General features: G+C 63.1%; 11 protein-coding genes. 3 read left to right on the forward strand and 8 right to left on the reverse strand.

All coding sequences use genetic code 11. The features are described from left to right. The first annotated feature begins 75 nt into the window (after positions 1-75). On the forward strand, positions 76-651 hold the full coding sequence (locus VJZ71_03825) for a hypothetical protein (protein HKQ47183.1): 576 nt from the start codon (positions 76-78) through the stop codon (positions 649-651). Here the strand turns inward: VJZ71_03825 and hemL are convergent. From hemL to VJZ71_03865, 8 genes are all read right to left on the reverse strand, one after another. Next, the gene (gene hemL, locus VJZ71_03830; protein ID HKQ47184.1) at positions 638-1912 is read right to left on the reverse strand and encodes a glutamate-1-semialdehyde 2,1-aminomutase; all 1275 of its coding nucleotides are present in this window, start codon (positions 1910-1912) and stop codon (positions 638-640) included. The genes VJZ71_03825 and hemL overlap by 14 nt on opposite strands. After that, a complete protein-coding gene (hemB, locus tag VJZ71_03835; GenBank protein HKQ47185.1) occupies positions 1905-2894 on the reverse strand; it encodes a porphobilinogen synthase in 990 nt (329 codons plus the stop codon). Before hemB ends, hemL begins: the two co-directional genes overlap by 8 nt. Then, complete coding sequence (gene cobA, locus VJZ71_03840; protein ID HKQ47186.1) at positions 2891-4417, reverse strand: uroporphyrinogen-III C-methyltransferase; 1527 nt, start codon at positions 4415-4417, stop codon at positions 2891-2893. Before cobA ends, hemB begins: the two co-directional genes overlap by 4 nt. Continuing rightward, a complete protein-coding gene (gene hemC / locus VJZ71_03845) occupies positions 4414-6120 on the reverse strand; it encodes a hydroxymethylbilane synthase (GenBank protein ID HKQ47187.1) in 1707 nt (568 codons plus the stop codon). The genes cobA and hemC overlap by 4 nt, the downstream gene beginning before the upstream one ends. Then, positions 6117-7211 (reverse strand): glutamyl-tRNA reductase, encoded by a 1095-nt coding sequence (hemA, locus tag VJZ71_03850; protein HKQ47188.1) that lies wholly within the window; start codon positions 7209-7211, stop codon positions 6117-6119. Before hemA ends, hemC begins: the two co-directional genes overlap by 4 nt. After that, a complete protein-coding gene (locus tag VJZ71_03855) occupies positions 7208-8941 on the reverse strand; it encodes an NADPH-dependent assimilatory sulfite reductase hemoprotein subunit (GenBank protein ID HKQ47189.1) in 1734 nt (577 codons plus the stop codon). Before VJZ71_03855 ends, hemA begins: the two co-directional genes overlap by 4 nt. Before the next feature lie 110 nt (positions 8942-9051). Beyond that, positions 9052-9765 carry a phosphoadenylyl-sulfate reductase gene (locus VJZ71_03860; GenBank protein HKQ47190.1) on the reverse strand — a complete coding sequence of 238 codons (714 nt, stop codon included), beginning with the start codon at positions 9763-9765 and terminating at the stop codon, positions 9052-9054. Positions 9766-10087: 322 nt separating this feature from the next. Further along, the gene (locus tag VJZ71_03865) at positions 10088-10666 is read right to left on the reverse strand and encodes an SIS domain-containing protein (protein ID HKQ47191.1); all 579 of its coding nucleotides are present in this window, start codon (positions 10664-10666) and stop codon (positions 10088-10090) included. A 424-nt stretch (positions 10667-11090) separates the two neighbouring features. Between VJZ71_03865 and VJZ71_03870 the strand changes: the two genes are divergently transcribed. Beyond that, positions 11091-12032 carry a hypothetical protein gene (locus VJZ71_03870; protein HKQ47192.1) on the forward strand — a complete coding sequence of 314 codons (942 nt, stop codon included), beginning with the start codon at positions 11091-11093 and terminating at the stop codon, positions 12030-12032. Then, positions 12029-15025 (forward strand): ELWxxDGT repeat protein, encoded by a 2997-nt coding sequence (locus tag VJZ71_03875; protein ID HKQ47193.1) that lies wholly within the window; start codon positions 12029-12031, stop codon positions 15023-15025. The genes VJZ71_03870 and VJZ71_03875 overlap by 4 nt, the downstream gene beginning before the upstream one ends. The last annotated feature ends 26 nt before the right edge of the window (positions 15026-15051 follow it).

Raw genomic sequence — 15051 nt, forward strand, 5'->3', positions numbered from 1 at the left:
GCAACTCTTGCGGGTACTCAACAAGGGAAGCGACAATTCGGACATGCACTCCTGGATTCGGTGGAGAAGTTCGTTGTGAAACGTTTCCCAAGTCCCACTGTTCGGCAGTTGATCGTCGCCTTCACGGCGGCGTGCGGTGCGTGGAGCGCGACCGGATGTGAGAACGACGAACCCGAGTTGCCGCCCGAGCAAGCTCCCGCCGCCCGGGCCATCGAGTTTGATATCCAGCACGTCGCGAGGATCCAGGCGGATCGATCGTTTTCTGTGGCCAACCTCGTGTTGGTGTTGCAACCCGATCGCGGTTCGGGCGGTTCAATGGGTGTGACGCTGACGACCTCGCAGCCCGCGGCCGACGGCTCGCGGCTGACCCTTGGCACATTCGAGAAGGCCGAATCGCTTGAAGCTCTTGCCCGCAACACCATCGATTTCGGCGGCGCGGCGCTTTACGATCCGCGCGGCAACGGCATCTTTACACCGCTCGGCGCTTATCAGCCAAAACTCGCGTCGATACGAATCAGTTCGCACGACGAGTCCCAGGTGTCCGGCACGATTCGCGGGGACTTCTACCATTTCAAACCAGGCCAGACCACGCTGCGGCCGTCAGTGATCTTCATTGAAGCGGCGTTCAGCGCGAAGCTCATCGTGAAATGAGGGATTCGCGGGCGGCTTCGATCGTCCGATCGATGGATTCATCGTCGTGGGCCAGCGAAACAAACCACGCTTCGTAGCCGCTGGGCGGCAGGTGAACGCCGCGGTCGAGCATTGCGTGAAAGAATGCGGCGAAGCGCCGATGATCCGCGGCCGCGGCATCGGCGAAGTTGCGAACCGCCGGCACGCCGAGAAAAAGCGTCAACATCGAGCCGATGCGCTGAACGACACCGCGTTCGCCCGTTTCCTCCAAGGTGCGGCGAAGGCCGGCCTCCAGCCGCGCGCTGAGTTCTTCAAGCCGGCCGTACGCCTTGGCGTCCAGAAGTTGCAGCGTGGCCAAACCCGCGGCCATCGCGACCGGATTGCCGGACAGCGTCCCCGCCTGATAGACCGGTCCCGTCGGCGCGATCATGTCCATCAAATCCGCCCGACCGCCATACGCGCCGACGGGCAGCCCGCCGCCGATGATCTTGCCCAGCGTCGTCAGATCGGGCCGGATGCCAAGCCGTTCCTGTGCCCCACCGCGGGCGACGCGAAAGCCGGTCATGACTTCGTCGAAGATCAGCAGCGCGCCGTGGGCAGTGGAGATGTCGCGGAGTCCTGCGAGAAATCCGTCCGTCGGAGGAACGACGCCCATATTGCCTGCGATCGGCTCGACAATGATCGCGGCGATCTGCGTACCGGCCGATTCAAACACGCGACGCACCGCTTCCAGATCGTTGTACAGCGCGGTCAGCGTCGTCGCCGCCGCGCCGCTGGTTACGCCCGGCGAATCCGGCAGGCCGAGCGTGGCGACGCCCGAGCCCGCCTTAACGAGCATGGAATCGGCATGGCCGTGGTAGCAGCCGTCGAACTTGAGCACTTTCTCCCGGCCCGTCGCCGCGCGGGCCAGGCGGATCGCGCTCATGACCGCCTCGGTGCCGGAGTTCACCATGCGTACCTTTTCGATGGAGGGGACGCGAACAACGATCTCGCGGGCCAGTTCGACTTCGAGCGGCGAGGGCGTGCCGAAGCTCGTCCCGTTCTGGATCGTCAGCTCAATCGCCTCGATGACGGAGGGATGGGCGTGTCCCAGGATTGCCGGCCCCCACGCGCCGATGTAGTCGATGTACTCGCGCCCATCGACGTCAGTCAGCCGGCAGCCCCGCGCGGAGCGGATGAAGCGGGGCGACCCGCCGACGGCGCGAAATGCCCGGACCGGCGAGTTGACACCGCCGGGCATCAGCGCCTGGGCTCGGGCGAAAAGTTGCTCGGATTTAGTCATGCGCTTGCGCGAGATACTCGGCGGCGTCCTTGGCGAAGTAGGTGATGATGATATCCGCGCCGGCCCGTTTGATCGCCGTGAGCGATTCCAACACGACGCGGCGTTCGTCCAGCCAGCCGTGACCGGCCGCTGCCTTGATCATGCTGTACTCGCCGCTGACTTGATAGGCCGCGAGCGGGGCCTGCGGAAACCGCTGTCGGAGAGCGGAGAGGACGTCGAGGTAGGGCATGCCCGGCTTGACCATGAGCAGGTCCGCGCCTTCGCGCAGGTCTTCCTCCGCCTCGGCCAGCGCTTCGCGGACATTGGCCGGGTCCATCTGGTGCGTCCGTCGGTCGCCGAATTTCGGTGCGCAGTCCGCCGCCTCGCGGAACGGGCCGTAGAACGATGAAGCGTATTTGACGGCGTACGAGAGGATGCCCACCTGGTTGTGACCTGCGCCATCCAACGATCGGCGAATTGCGCCGACCATGCCATCCATCATCGCGCTGGGTGCGACGAGGTCCGCGCCGGCGGCGGCATGTGCGACGGCCGTTTGGGCGAGCAGCTGCAGCGTCGCATCATTATCCACCTGGTCTTCATGAATGAGGCCGCAGTGACCATGATCGGTGTATTCGCAGAGACAGACATCCGTGACGACGATCATGTCCTCCCGCGCCGCCTTGATTCTCCGGATGGCTTGTGGAATTACGCCATCCTCTGCGTAGGCGCCGCTTCCGGTAGCATCCTTTCCTGCCGGGATGCCGAACAGCAGGACTGAGCGAATCTTTCGCGCGGCGACTTGTTCGATCTCGCGCTCCAGCGAATCAAGCGTATGCCGCACGACGCCGGGCATGGACCGGACCGGGCCCGCGTCATGCTCGCGCTCGGCGATGAAGAGCGGATAGATGAAGTCGTCGGTGGAAAGCCTCGTCTCGCGCACCAGTGTGCGGAGCGCGGGCGTCCGGCGCAGACGGCGGAGTCGTCGAAAGGACATATCGCTCATGAGGTTGCTCCTACAGCGGAAAAGTGATCGATGAGGGCCGCAACGAGTCCGGCGGATGTATGAGACCGGGCGACCTGTGCCACGTTGAGTCCGGCGGCGTGTGCGGCGTCGGCCGTTGTCGATCCAATGCAGAAGATCGCGGCGGGTCCGGCGTCCAAATGCAGTTCAACAAATTGGCGTATGGCTGAAGGGCTGCAAAACACGACGGCGTCGACGCCGGCACGGAGCGCAGCGAGGGCTTCCGCCGACGGCGCGGCAGGTTTCGTGTGGTAGGCGACGATTTCGTCGACGTGCGCGCCGGCCGCGCGGAGTCGTCGTGGCAATTCCGGCAGGGCGATGTCGGAGCGCGGAAGAAGGATGCGCTGACCTCGGGCCGTCGTTCCGATAGCCTCGGCCAGCGCCGCCGCGGTGTAATCGGCCGGAACCAAGTCAGGAATCAGGCCGACGCGTCGTAAGGCGCGGGCGGTCGCCGGACCCACGGCCGCGATCCGGCTTCCGGCCAACGCCCTCGCGTCGAGTCCAGCTTCGGTCAGCGCCCTGCGAAGTGCGCGGGCGGCATGGAGCGACGTCAACACGATCCAGTCGTATTTGGACTCGCGTCTGAGGGCGGTGATCAGCGCTTCCTGCCTCAAAGGGAAGGCTATCTTGATCAATGGGGCCGCGAACACCGTCGCCCCTTCTTCCCGCAATTGCGAAACGAGATCGGACGACGACGTATCGGCCCGGGTGACCACAATACGCAATCCGGCTAATGGTCCGGCGTCCGTGGACGCTGCCGCGAATTCCCCGAGGTCCGTGTTGTCCAGCGCGGCGACCTCCCCGATCACCGTCACGATCGGCGCTTGAAGTCCCGCGAGATCGGCTGTGTCGGCGATTTCCGCGAGCGACGCACGGACCACGCGTTGCCGGCGCGTTGTGCCGCGCTCGATGCAGGCGGCGGACGTGGCCGGACTTCGGCCGGCCCCGATGAGGGATTTCGTGAACTCCGCGAGTGCGGCGCGGCCCATCAGGACGACGAGCGTGTCCATCGCCGCGAGCGCCGCATAGTTGAGCGGCGAGCGGGAGTCCTCAGCGGTTCGAGCGGTCACGATGGCCACGCTGCGGCTTGAGCTGCGATGAGTAACGGGAATGCCTGCCGCGGCGGGCGCGGCGATCGCGCTCGTCACGCCGGATACGACGACGCAACGAATGCCCGCCGCACGGCACGCGGCGAGTTCCTCGAAGCCCCGACCGAACACGAAAGGATCGCCTCCCTTAAGGCGGACCACGCGGCGACCGGCCCGGGCCTCCGCGACGAGAATCTCGTTGATCTGTTGTTGGGTAATGCCGGGCCGATCCGGCGTCTTGCCCACATCGATCAGGCAGGCGTCGGGGCGGGCTTGTCTCAGAAGCGCGCGGGAGACGAGGCGATCGAAGACGATGGAATCCGCCTCGCGGAGCCGCGCGCGGCCGCGGACGGTAATGAGGCCGGGGTCTCCGGGACCCGCGCCCACCAGATACACTGTTCCGATTTGTGTGCTCATAGAGCCGCTCCGATTCCCTGAATCTCATGCGTAGTAAGGGGCGATCGCGGACGCGATCCCAATTCCTCCAGGGCCTGCCGCGCGACGGCGATAGGGTCGTCGCCGAGAATCGATACCTCTCGCATGGTCGCGGCATCCGGAGATATCACGCGTGCGCGCAGCCGAATTCGCCGTCCGGCCGTGGCATAGGCGGCGGCCAGCGCGTCGCGACGGCCCTCGAACGGTCGCAGGAATTCCAGTTCCGCCGTCGTGGCGCGCCGCGTTGGCTCGTGATCCAGCGGGGTGCAGAGCGTTCGCGCCTCGTCGTCATTCGCCCGAACTTGTACCGCGAGGGCGCCTTGTCCCGGGGCGGGAAGGAAATCGTCGAGTGACAGGACTTCGGTGATTTCGCGCATGAGCCCGAGGCGACGCAGACCGGCGACGGCAAGGATCGTCGCGTCAAATTGGCCGGCGTGGACCTGGCGGATGCGGTCTTCGACCGGCCCGCGGATGTTGGTCGCCCGCAAATCGGGGCGAACCGCGAGCAATTGCGCGGCGCGTCGCGGGCTGCACGTGCCGACGATCGCCCCGGCGGGCAAGTCGCGGAGGGCGAGGCCGCTACAACTAACGAGCGCCTCTGCCACGTCGTCGCGCTCCAGGATGGCGGCGAGTTGCAGACCCGGCGTCGGTTGCACCGCAAGGTCCTTGAGGCAGTGAACGGCGAGATCGATCCGGCCGTCGAGCAGCGCTTGCTCGATGTCCTGCGCGAAGGGGGCGTCGACCGGCAAATCGGCGATGGAACGATCGAGCACGCGATCGCCCAGCGTCGACAGAGGCACAATCTCGACGGCAACGCCGTAGGCGCGCAGACGAGCGGCGACGAAATCGGCCTGCCAAAGCGCCATGGCGCTGGCGCGGGTGCCCAGGCGGAACGTTGGCGCGCGGCCCGCGGGACGATGTCGTTTGCGTTTGGATTCACCGGCGATGTTCGCCACCATCTCAAGAAGTCGCGGATCGGCGCCGATCGGTCGATCGCAGATCACACGGCGACGGCCCATCCGGCTCCAAAGCGGTGGGGCGGGACTGTCAGGATCGCCAATTCCCAGCCGGCGTGGCAGGTCGCGGGTGGCATGGGGGCCGGGGCTGATCAGAAAAGGGATGACAATTATGTCGCGGCTTTGTACCAGCGACGGGATCTGCTCCACCGGCGGCGCGTCATCGAGATAGGCCGCCAAGACTTCCGCGAAGCGGCCGCGAATCCGAAGTGATTGAACAAGCGCTTCGGTCGCCGCGCGACTCTTCGGATGGCGCGGCGTGCCGTGCCCAACGATGGCGAGTGTGGTCGTCGCCGCAGCAAGACCGCATTGCGCCGCGAGTTCCTCCGCGCGGCGGGCAACCAGTAGCGCCATCTCGAAATGGACCCCGATCGGCGACGATTGAACGACGCGGCATTCACTAAATCGCCGGTTCAGCCGCAATTGCGCGGGAAGAAACTCGTCGCAGTAATAGCCCTCGCTGGTCATGATCGGGAGGACGGTGACGTCGTCGGCGTGGATTCGGTCGAGGACGGTTGCGAAGGTCGGTTCGCCCTGATGAAACGCGGCGACGATCTCGTCGAAATCCAGCCTCGGCGCGAGATCTTTCGCCATGCGGCAAATAGCCTCATTGGCCGCCGGCTCGTGGCGGGACCCATGCGCGGCGAGGATCAGTGCGGTCCGACTCATGCCGCGGCTCCCTCCTTCAGTTGGAGGATGGCGCGATGGATTTCGCGTCGGCGCGAGCGGTCGGCTTGGGGCTGCGCCAGCCGGGCAATCGCGGCGGCCGCCTCGCGCTCGCGCGCCCACTTCAGCACCCGGGCCAGTTCGGATTCGACGATCTGTTCGGCTCGGGCGATCGACTCGCGATGCGGCGCCGCCGCCTCCGGTATGCGATCCAGGTCCATCAGCCGAACGCCCGGCAGCATTCCGACCGCCGGATCGACGTTTCGCGGCATTCCCAGGTCGATGAGGGTCAGCGGTTTGGCCGCGGTGCGGCGGGCGAGATGCAGTTCGACGAGGCCCCAGCGCGACGCGGTGCAGCAGATCATCGCGTCGATTTCGGTCAGCACCGTCGGCAACGCGTCCGTTGTGCAATGGCGGCAGCGCAACTCGCCTGCGAGGGCCGCCGCGCGATCGGCGTGGCCGCTGATAATGATCAAGTTGTCGGACGAAGTCGTCGCCAAACGCGCGGCCGCTTCGCGGGCCATCGCGCCGGTCCCGAAAACCGCCACGGATTTGTTCGTGACTGAGCCTAATGATTGTTGGACCAAGTCCACGGCCAGCGCGGCATAGGATCGCGCCAAGCGGCCCAGCGAGGTCTCACTTCGCACGCGCTTGCCGGCGTGGATCGCTGATCGAAACAGCGTCGAAAGCAGCGGGCCGGCAGCGCCGGCCAGGTGCGCGGCCTCGAACGCGCCGCGAACCTGGCCGAGAATCTGGTGCTCGCCGATGATTTTCGATTCGAGACCGCCGGCGACGCGCAGCGCCCGTCGCGCCGCCGCCTCGCCCGAGAGCAGCTCAACGTGGCGTTGCAAAGTATCGGGAGAAAGCCCAACGACACCGCTCAATCTTGAAAGCCAATCGAAGTGTGGTTCCGCGTCCTGCACCAGGTAGATTTCGAACCGACCGCACGTACTCACGACCACGCGCTCTTCGGCAATCGTTCCTAATCGAGAGAGAAGATCGATCACGCGATCGGGGCCCGCGGTGAGCTGCTCACGAACCGCCAGCGCCGCCGATTTGTGGGTCGCGCCGACGTAATGCAGTCTCGAGATCATGGCAGCACCTGGAGTGAAATCGTCTTGACGGTCGGTTGCTCGCTGCCGGTGATCGAAACGCGCCGGGCCGGGCGATCGGTGAGACGTTGATAGAAATCGCTGAGGCTTTCGTCGCCGCGCCGCTGCCTGGACCAGCTTGCCAGGAGCGGGTGAAGCACTTGCACCAGTTCGTCTGTCGGCACATCGGCCGCGAATAAGTCGGCGACGCGATCACCGGGCATTCCCCCGCCGACATAGACGTGATAGACGTCCGGCTTGCGACCGACAAAAGCGATGTCGGCGGTGTACGGGCGGGCACAGCCGTTCGGGCAACCGGTCATTCGCAGAGTAATCGGCGCGTCACGGAGACCGAGCGACGTCAGTTCCGCCTCGAAGCGGTCGACGACCGAGCGCATGAGCCGCTCGCTCTCCGCCATCGCCAGCCCGCACGTCGGGAGGGCCGGGCAGGCCATTGAGAATCGCCGCGCGGCCGATAGCTGCTCGACCGGTTTGACGCCGTTGGCCTGCATCGATTGTTCGACGTCGCTGATTGCCGCCTCGTCGAGATCGGTGAGCAACAGGTTTTGATGCGGGGAGAGTCGAATTCCGGGGCGGTGCTTCGCAATCATCTCGCGCAGCGCCGACTTCATGCGAACGCCGTCACGATCGATGATCCGCCCATTCTCAATGAAGATTCCGTAAAACCATTTTCCGCCGCCCTGGGGATGGCGACCCAGATGATCGTGGAAACTCGGCGGCGGCAACGGTCGCGACGGGACGAGCGTCCATGAAACCCGCCGCCGAAACTCCTCAGCGAACCGATCGATGCCCCATTCCGCGAGCAAATACTTCAACCGCGAATGTCGCCGGTCTGCGCGATTTCCGTGATCGCGGAAAATCGCGGCGACCGTCTTGACGGCTTCGACGGCGTGCTCCGGCGCAATGAAGCCGAGAGGTTGAGCCAGGGCGGCCATCGTGTCGGCCTTGCCGTGCGTCATCCCCATCCCACCGCCGACGAGGACGTTGAAGCCGACGACGTGTCCGCCCTCCACGATGGCGATCAGCCCGCAGTCGTAGTTGTAGATGTCCACGCAGTTGTCGCTGTCGAGGGCGATGCCGGTCTTGAACTTGCGCGGCAGGTAGGTGTCGCCGTAAAAGGGCTCCTCGTCCTGCGTCGAGGTGACTTCTTCCTCGTCGAGCCAGATCTCGTGGTACGCGCGGCTGGCAGGGCGCAGTTCCTTCGCAATCTGCGAGGCGATCTCGCGGAGCAGCCGGTGCGGCGGATCATCCAGCGGGGCCGGGCAGGCCATCACGTTGCGTTCAACATCGCCGCAGGCAGAGAGCGTCGTGAGCAGCGTCTGGTTGATCTCCGCGATCGTCGCCTTCAGGTTGGTCTTCAAAACCCCGTGAAGCTGGAAGCCTTGCCGCGTCGTGACCCGCAGCGACCCGTTCGCGTGGCGATCCGCCATTTCATCGAGGGCGAGGTACTGCTCCGCTGAGACGACGCCCCCGGGAATGGCCATGCGGACCATAAACTGATGCGCCTTGTCCTGCCCGCTGTCGCGCAGCTCGCGCCGCTGATCGCGATCATCCTGCTGATAGGTCCCGTGAAACTTGAGCAGCGTCGCCTCGGTCTCGTCGAAGTGCGTGGCGGGACCGGCCAGTGTCTCGCGAATCGTTCCGCGCAGATGTCGGCTGGCACGTTTAAAGCCTTCAACTTTGGATTCCTTCGTTCCCTTCGTCTCAGCCATGGACTGTCCCTTAGTTCCTAATTGCGAATGGCGAATTGCGAATAGCGAAAGAAAAGGCGCCACAGCCCTTTCCGTCATTCGCTATTCGATATTCGCTATTCGGCATTTGCCTAGATTCCGTCGCCGTGCAGTCCGCATTCCGTCTTCGTCGTGCCCGTCCAGCGGCCCGCCCTCGTGTAGTCGCCGATCTGCGACCCCTCGACAGGCTTCGTGCAGTGCGTACATCCGAGCGTCGGGTAGCCGCGCTCGTGCAGTTCGTTGTACGGCACTTCGTGGGACTGTACGTATTCCCAGACCTGTTGGCGATCCCATGACACCAGCGGGTTGAACTTGATCAACTGAAACTTCCAGTCCCACTCCATGACCCGCAGCGCCGCGCGCGTCTCGGACTGGCTCCGCCGCAGCCCCGTCACCCACACATCCGCCCCGGTCAGGACCTCGTTCATGGGGTCCACCTTGCGGATCTTGCAGCATTGATCGGGATTGTTCTTCCACAGTTCGGGCCCGAAGTGCTCGGCCTGCTCTTCGGGCGTGAGCGTCGTGCCGCGGTTGATGAAGGAAAGATGCGGATAGCGCTCGGCCAGCCGGTCGCGCAGCGCGTACGTCTCAGGGAAGAAGAACATCGTGTCGAGGTAAATGATGTCCAGCGGCCGGCGATGCCGGGCATACATGTCAATCAGCGCGCAGCCTTCCATGCCGAAGGAGGTCGTGATGACGAGGTTGCGATCGCCGAATCGCTCCAGGCTCCAGGCGACCAGCTCCTGCGGCGTGCTTGTCTCGCCGAGCTTCGTCGTCGGCGGCGGTATCAGAACAGGCAGTCCCACGATTGCTACTCCTCACTGAGCGCCCATGGGCGCGGGTAAAAAACAAAGCGGCCCTCAGGAACCATCCTGAAGGCCGCTTGAATTCGCATTCGATTCAAACTAGCGGTGCGCGATCGCCGTCAGGACGCTCCTCCATTGTTCGTCTGACAACAACACATGCATCGGCCGACCAGACCGGAGCCGCAAACAAGGGCGGGCTTGGACATGAGACATCTGGTCAACATGGCAATTATCTTAGAGTATTCCGCAGGGGGAGTCAAGGATGAAGAGTAGCCGCCCCCGGCTGCTTTCGATGGAGATCAGCCGCCCTCGGCTGATCTCCTTAACTCGACCCCAGGCTCCGCTCGACCAGATCACAGATGATATGGTACGCCACCTGATGGAGCTGCTGGATCTGGTAGGTGACCTCGGCGGGGGCTTTGAAGCACACGTCGCAAAGCGCGGCGAGCTTGCCACCTGACGAACCCGTAAACCCCAGCACCTTACCGCCCCGGTCTTTGGCCGCATTGGCCGCCTCAACAATGCTGGTGCTATTACCGCTGGTACTGATCGCCCAAAGCACGTCCCCTGGCCGAAGATGGGCCTCGACCTGTCGCGCGAAGACGCGGTCATACCCAAAGTCGTTGGCGATCGCCGTCAAGTTGCTCGTGTTCGTCGTCAGGGCGAGGCAGTTGAACGCCTTGCGGTCGCGCTGGTAGCGACCGGCGAGTTCCCCGGCGATGTGCTGCGCATCGGCGGCCGACCCGCCATTGCCGCAGACGAGGACGGCCCCGCCGGAGCGGAGGGCGTCGATAACCATGGCGCCCGCGTCGGCGATCTGAGCGATGGCGGAGTCTCCGAGGCGGTTCATGGCCGCCTGCGAATCGGCGATGATCTGACGTATGACTGTGTGGGTGTTCATAGCCTGCACGATGGTTAGTGGGCGATCGGTCCCAATGAAAGCAAGGATTGTAGCGGATACTGGATTGCACGAGATTGTCGGGACCGCGACCACATCGCCTATGGCCGCCGCCACCTCGCGCTCAACATCCGAGAGGACAGATACTTGCGCGGCATCCGAATCTGCTGGGAAGAAGGGTTGCCTCGCCGTTGTTTAACAAGGTGGGACACTTGGTTACGTCCTATTATCTGTTGGAGACCATGCACTCCGTGGGGAGCCCGCGGCCCCGGAGGGAGCGACCGAAATACTCGCCTTAATCCATTCGGCCCATCCCTTCCCTCCCGGCAGACCGCCGCGGCCCCGTCCAGACGGATGCACCCTCTCGACGTGAAAGCGGCGCGTCGAGATCACTCGCCATGATCCCGCCAGCAAGGAGGTCGGTTTCATGTTTCTACCCCGGCGCAAGTTTTCTCATTTCGGTTTAACGCCCATTGAGGTCCTCGTCTCGCTCGGGGCCGTGTCGCTGCTGGCCGGAGTGGTGGCGGCCGGCGCCAATGGCGGCAGCCAGTCGGATCGCCGGAATCGGTGTCTGGGCAATCTGCGGACGATTATGCAGACCGCGCTGACGTACGCGGAGAATGACCCCAAAAACATTCTGGGGCCGGTGCATCCTGAAGGAGACAGCTTTTGGTACGAAGGATACGCCGAGTATGGCGGCGGACCCGGCACTATGAACTATGTCGGGTGGGGTGAAGAGTTCGACCCGCGAACTCGGCCGTTTAACGAAATGCTCTACGGTCTGGAGTTCGGGGAAGCGGGAGTGTCCAATACCGCACCGGGCGATCCCGCGTTCTATAGGGAATTCCTGTGCGCCGGGCTGGACCAAGGCTGGCAGTCTTGGCCGGACTTTCTAACCGACCCGCGCGAGACGGAAACAGCCTATTTTAAAGCCAACGGTACGTCTTATAGGATGAACAACCTGCCGTTTTACGATGACCAGTCGATTGGGATTTATGGAAGACCGGCGCATCGCATTCCAGCACCCTCAAAGACGATCTCTTTCATGGAGGCCCGTGTCTTCCAAACAGCCTGGACGAACGACATTTGGGGTTCACTCGAACCGGGCGAGCTAACTGGTTATCACCATAGGCTCGGCTACTTCAACGTCTCCTATGCAGACGGACATGTCGAGTTCGCCGATTTCGGCGACGGTACTTTTTTTGAACAACCTCCCGACATGGGTGACCTCTCCTTTTTGTTCTGGAGGGGAACCTGGGGACGAATGGACTGCCTTCCCGAGTCACCCAGCGGCGACGGCAGTTTCTTGGCACGATCATCGGGTCGGCTTACGCCCCAGACCAGTGTCTTGAGGAGGGTCGGGGAATGACCCATCAGCGAACAATCTTTCGACCCCACTGCAACCAATTGCTGAACTCTTTGATCGTCGGCGTGGTTGTCATAATTCCTGCTTTCTTGTCCAGCGCTGCCGAGCCGTTTCGAGTCGCCGACATCCGGAACGCGGCCGGTCCGGCGACGAGCGAAACGTCTTTTCTCGGCGAATTCGTGGAGGGCGATGCCGGCCAGTTCTTTTTCGTCTGCGACGGCCCCGACGGCGTCGAGTTGTACAAAAGCGACGGGATGCCCGAAGGAACGACCCTGATTCGCGATGTTCGGCCCGGTCCTGAAGGTTCCTATCCGCATGACCTGCTCGTTATCGATGGCGAACTCTACTTCGCCGCCAACGACGGAATACACGGCGAGGCCCTATGGAAAAGCGACGGAACAGCAGCCGGCACGGTCGTCGTGAGGGCGTTTGTCCTGTTTGACTCAACGTGCTTTGTCCGGTCGTTGACCAACATCGGAAGTACGCTCCTTTTTGTCGCCAACGAAGAAGAGACCGGGCAGGAATTGTGGCAATCGGACGGCACCCCGGAAGGAACGGAAATCGTCAAAGATATCCGCCTCGGTCCGTTCGGCTCTGGACCAGAACACTTCTTTGTCTTCAACGACACCCTTTATTTTGCGGCCGATGACGGCACGCATGGGATTGAATTTTGGAGAAGCGACGGCACAGGATCCGGGACGCAAATGCTCGCCGACATCCAACCCGGACCGATGGACAGCGATCCGCATGATTTCACCGAAGTGAATGGAACCTTGTACTTCGTTGCGGATGACGGAATGCACGGTTTGCAATTGTGGCGAACGAACGGAGCCGAGAGCGATACGCTCATGTTGACCTCGTCGTTGCCCGGAGTGGTCGTGTCGAATCCACGCCAATTCGTGCCTTGGAATGAAGAGTTGTTTTTCATTGCGGATGTAAGCACTATCTCGCATGAGGACGACCAATTGTGGAAGACCGACGGTACTGTTTCGGGAACCACAATGGTCCAGCCTTTGCCTTGGAGTAACAATCACGCCCATCGAATTGAATCGGTTACGCCGTCAGAAGGGTACCTTTTTTTCGCCGCTGAGCGCATCTTTTCAGATTATCGCAACCTATGGCGGACGGACGGCACATCGTCCGGCACCCAGGAGGTTCCGATCAATCTACCGCTGCACGAAGGATACAATCCGATCGGTCTAAAGGCATGGGGCGAAACTGTTTACTTTTCGGCCGGCGGTTGGGAATTATTCAAGAGCAACGGAACGGGGACACAATTAGTAAAGGACATTCGCCCCGGAAGCCTGCCTTCGTTGCCGACTCCGCTCTTCCTGTTTGGAGAGAAACTCATTTTCGGCGCGAACAATGGGACAATTGGACGAGAACTATGGACGAGCGATGGAACAGAAAGCGGCACAGTAATGGTCAAGGACATTCGTGCCGGCGCGGCCTCATCTGCGCCACGCATGTTTCAGGAACGAAATTCCATGTTTCTCTTCGAAGCCAAACTCGCTACCGGGGACCTTCAACTTTGGCGAACTGACGGCACAGAAACAGGAACTCGGCTGGTCCACGACATCCAACCCGCCTTTTCCCATTCCTCCCCTCATTCCATCACCGGCGCAGGCGATGATGTCCTATTCGCCGCCACAGACAATGCCGACCAAACAGAATTGTGGAAAAGCGATGGGCACGTGACCCAGCGCGTCATGCCTGCGGGCAGCCCGCCGTGGTCGCCGCGCTATCTGGCAAGCCATCGAAAGGCGGCCTACTTTGCGGCCGGAGGCCCGGGCGGCGTCGAACTTTGGAAATCCGACGGTTCCCAGACGGGGACGCTTCAGGTGAAAGACGTTAATCCGTCCGGCGATTCGCTGCCCGAGTATTTCACCGTACTGGGGGAGGAAGTTTATTTCAGGGCCTACACTGAACGGCACTACTCACTCTGGAAGACCGACGGTACGGAGGCCGGTACGCAGCCCGCCGTGGATATTTGGGCAAACTCGGATTCTTCATTAAGCGAAGTCGCGGCCGCCAATGGCATCCTTTTCCTCGCCGCCGACGACGGTCTCCACGGTCTCGAACTCTGGCGGAGCGACGGCACGCCCGAGGGCACGACGATGATCCTCGATATTGTCCCGGGATCGGACGGCGCCGAAGTCGAACGGCTGACCGGCGTGGGTGACCGGGTCTTCTTCACGGCGGCGAGTGACGATTTCGGCGCGGAGTTGTGGGTCAGCGATGGAACGAGCGCCGGAACCCGCCTCGTGCGCGACATCCGGCCGGGCCCCCTCGGTTCCAGGCCGCACGATCTCGCGGCCGTCGGCAACGTCTGTTTTTTTGCCGCCAACGACGGCATCCACGGCATCGAACTCTGGCGGTCCGACGGCACGCCGGAGGGCACGCTGATGGTACGCGACATTGCCGCGGGCGAGGACAGTTCGCATCTGGGGAGTATCGTTCAGATTCCCGGCCTTTCCCTCGCACTGTTGGCGGCATACGACGCGGATCACGGCGTCGAATTGTGGCGATCGGACGGTACGGAGGCCGGCACCTACCAAATGGCCGACCTCGCGCCGGGCCCGGCGTCTTCGAATCCGACCGGCCTGGCCGTGAGCGGCGATTTGCTCTTCTTCCAGGCGAACGATCAAGTCAGCGGCCGGGAACTTTGGGCCCTGAATACCAAGGACATCGACGCTGATGGCCTCGCCAACGGAAATGACAATTGCCCGTTGCACGCGAATCCGCTTCAACAGGATATGGATAGTGATGGGATCGGCAATTTCTGCGATCCTTGCCCCGAGCGCATGACCGGCGATGTGAGCGGGGATGATTCGATCAGCGTTGCGGACATTGAGCCGCTCTCAGCGATATTGATCGATCCGGACGCGGCCGATGTCGAGGACCTCTGTCCCGCGGACGTGAACCGCGACGGCAAGGTTGATGGTGGCGACATCGCCGCCTTCACCGCCTGCCTCCTGGGGGGCGCGTGCCCGTGAGGGACCGACCGCGGATTCAGATGGCT

The organism is Phycisphaerae bacterium (genome assembly GCA_035275405.1).
GTDB lineage: Bacteria > Planctomycetota > Phycisphaerae > UBA1845 > UTPLA1 > DATEMU01.

Bases quoted from the DNA above. Each gene is read 5' to 3' on its own strand.
- hemL (HKQ47184.1), bottom strand. From the start codon at position 1,912: ATGACTAAATCCGAGCAACTTTTCGCCCGAGCCCAGGCGCTGATGCCC.
- hemB (HKQ47185.1), bottom strand. From the start codon at position 2,894: ATGAGCGATATGTCCTTTCGACGACTCCGCCGTCTGCGCCGGACGCCC.
- hemA (HKQ47188.1), bottom strand. From the start codon at position 7,211: ATGATCTCGAGACTGCATTACGTCGGCGCGACCCACAAATCGGCGGCG.
- VJZ71_03855 (HKQ47189.1), bottom strand. From the start codon at position 8,941: ATGGCTGAGACGAAGGGAACGAAGGAATCCAAAGTTGAAGGCTTTAAA.
- VJZ71_03870 (HKQ47192.1), top strand. From the start codon at position 11,091: ATGTTTCTACCCCGGCGCAAGTTTTCTCATTTCGGTTTAACGCCCATT.
- VJZ71_03875 (HKQ47193.1), top strand. From the start codon at position 12,029: ATGACCCATCAGCGAACAATCTTTCGACCCCACTGCAACCAATTGCTG.
- hemC (HKQ47187.1), bottom strand. From the start codon at position 6,120: ATGAGTCGGACCGCACTGATCCTCGCCGCGCATGGGTCCCGCCACGAG.
- cobA (HKQ47186.1), bottom strand. From the start codon at position 4,417: ATGAGCACACAAATCGGAACAGTGTATCTGGTGGGCGCGGGTCCCGGA.
- VJZ71_03865 (HKQ47191.1), bottom strand. From the start codon at position 10,666: ATGAACACCCACACAGTCATACGTCAGATCATCGCCGATTCGCAGGCG.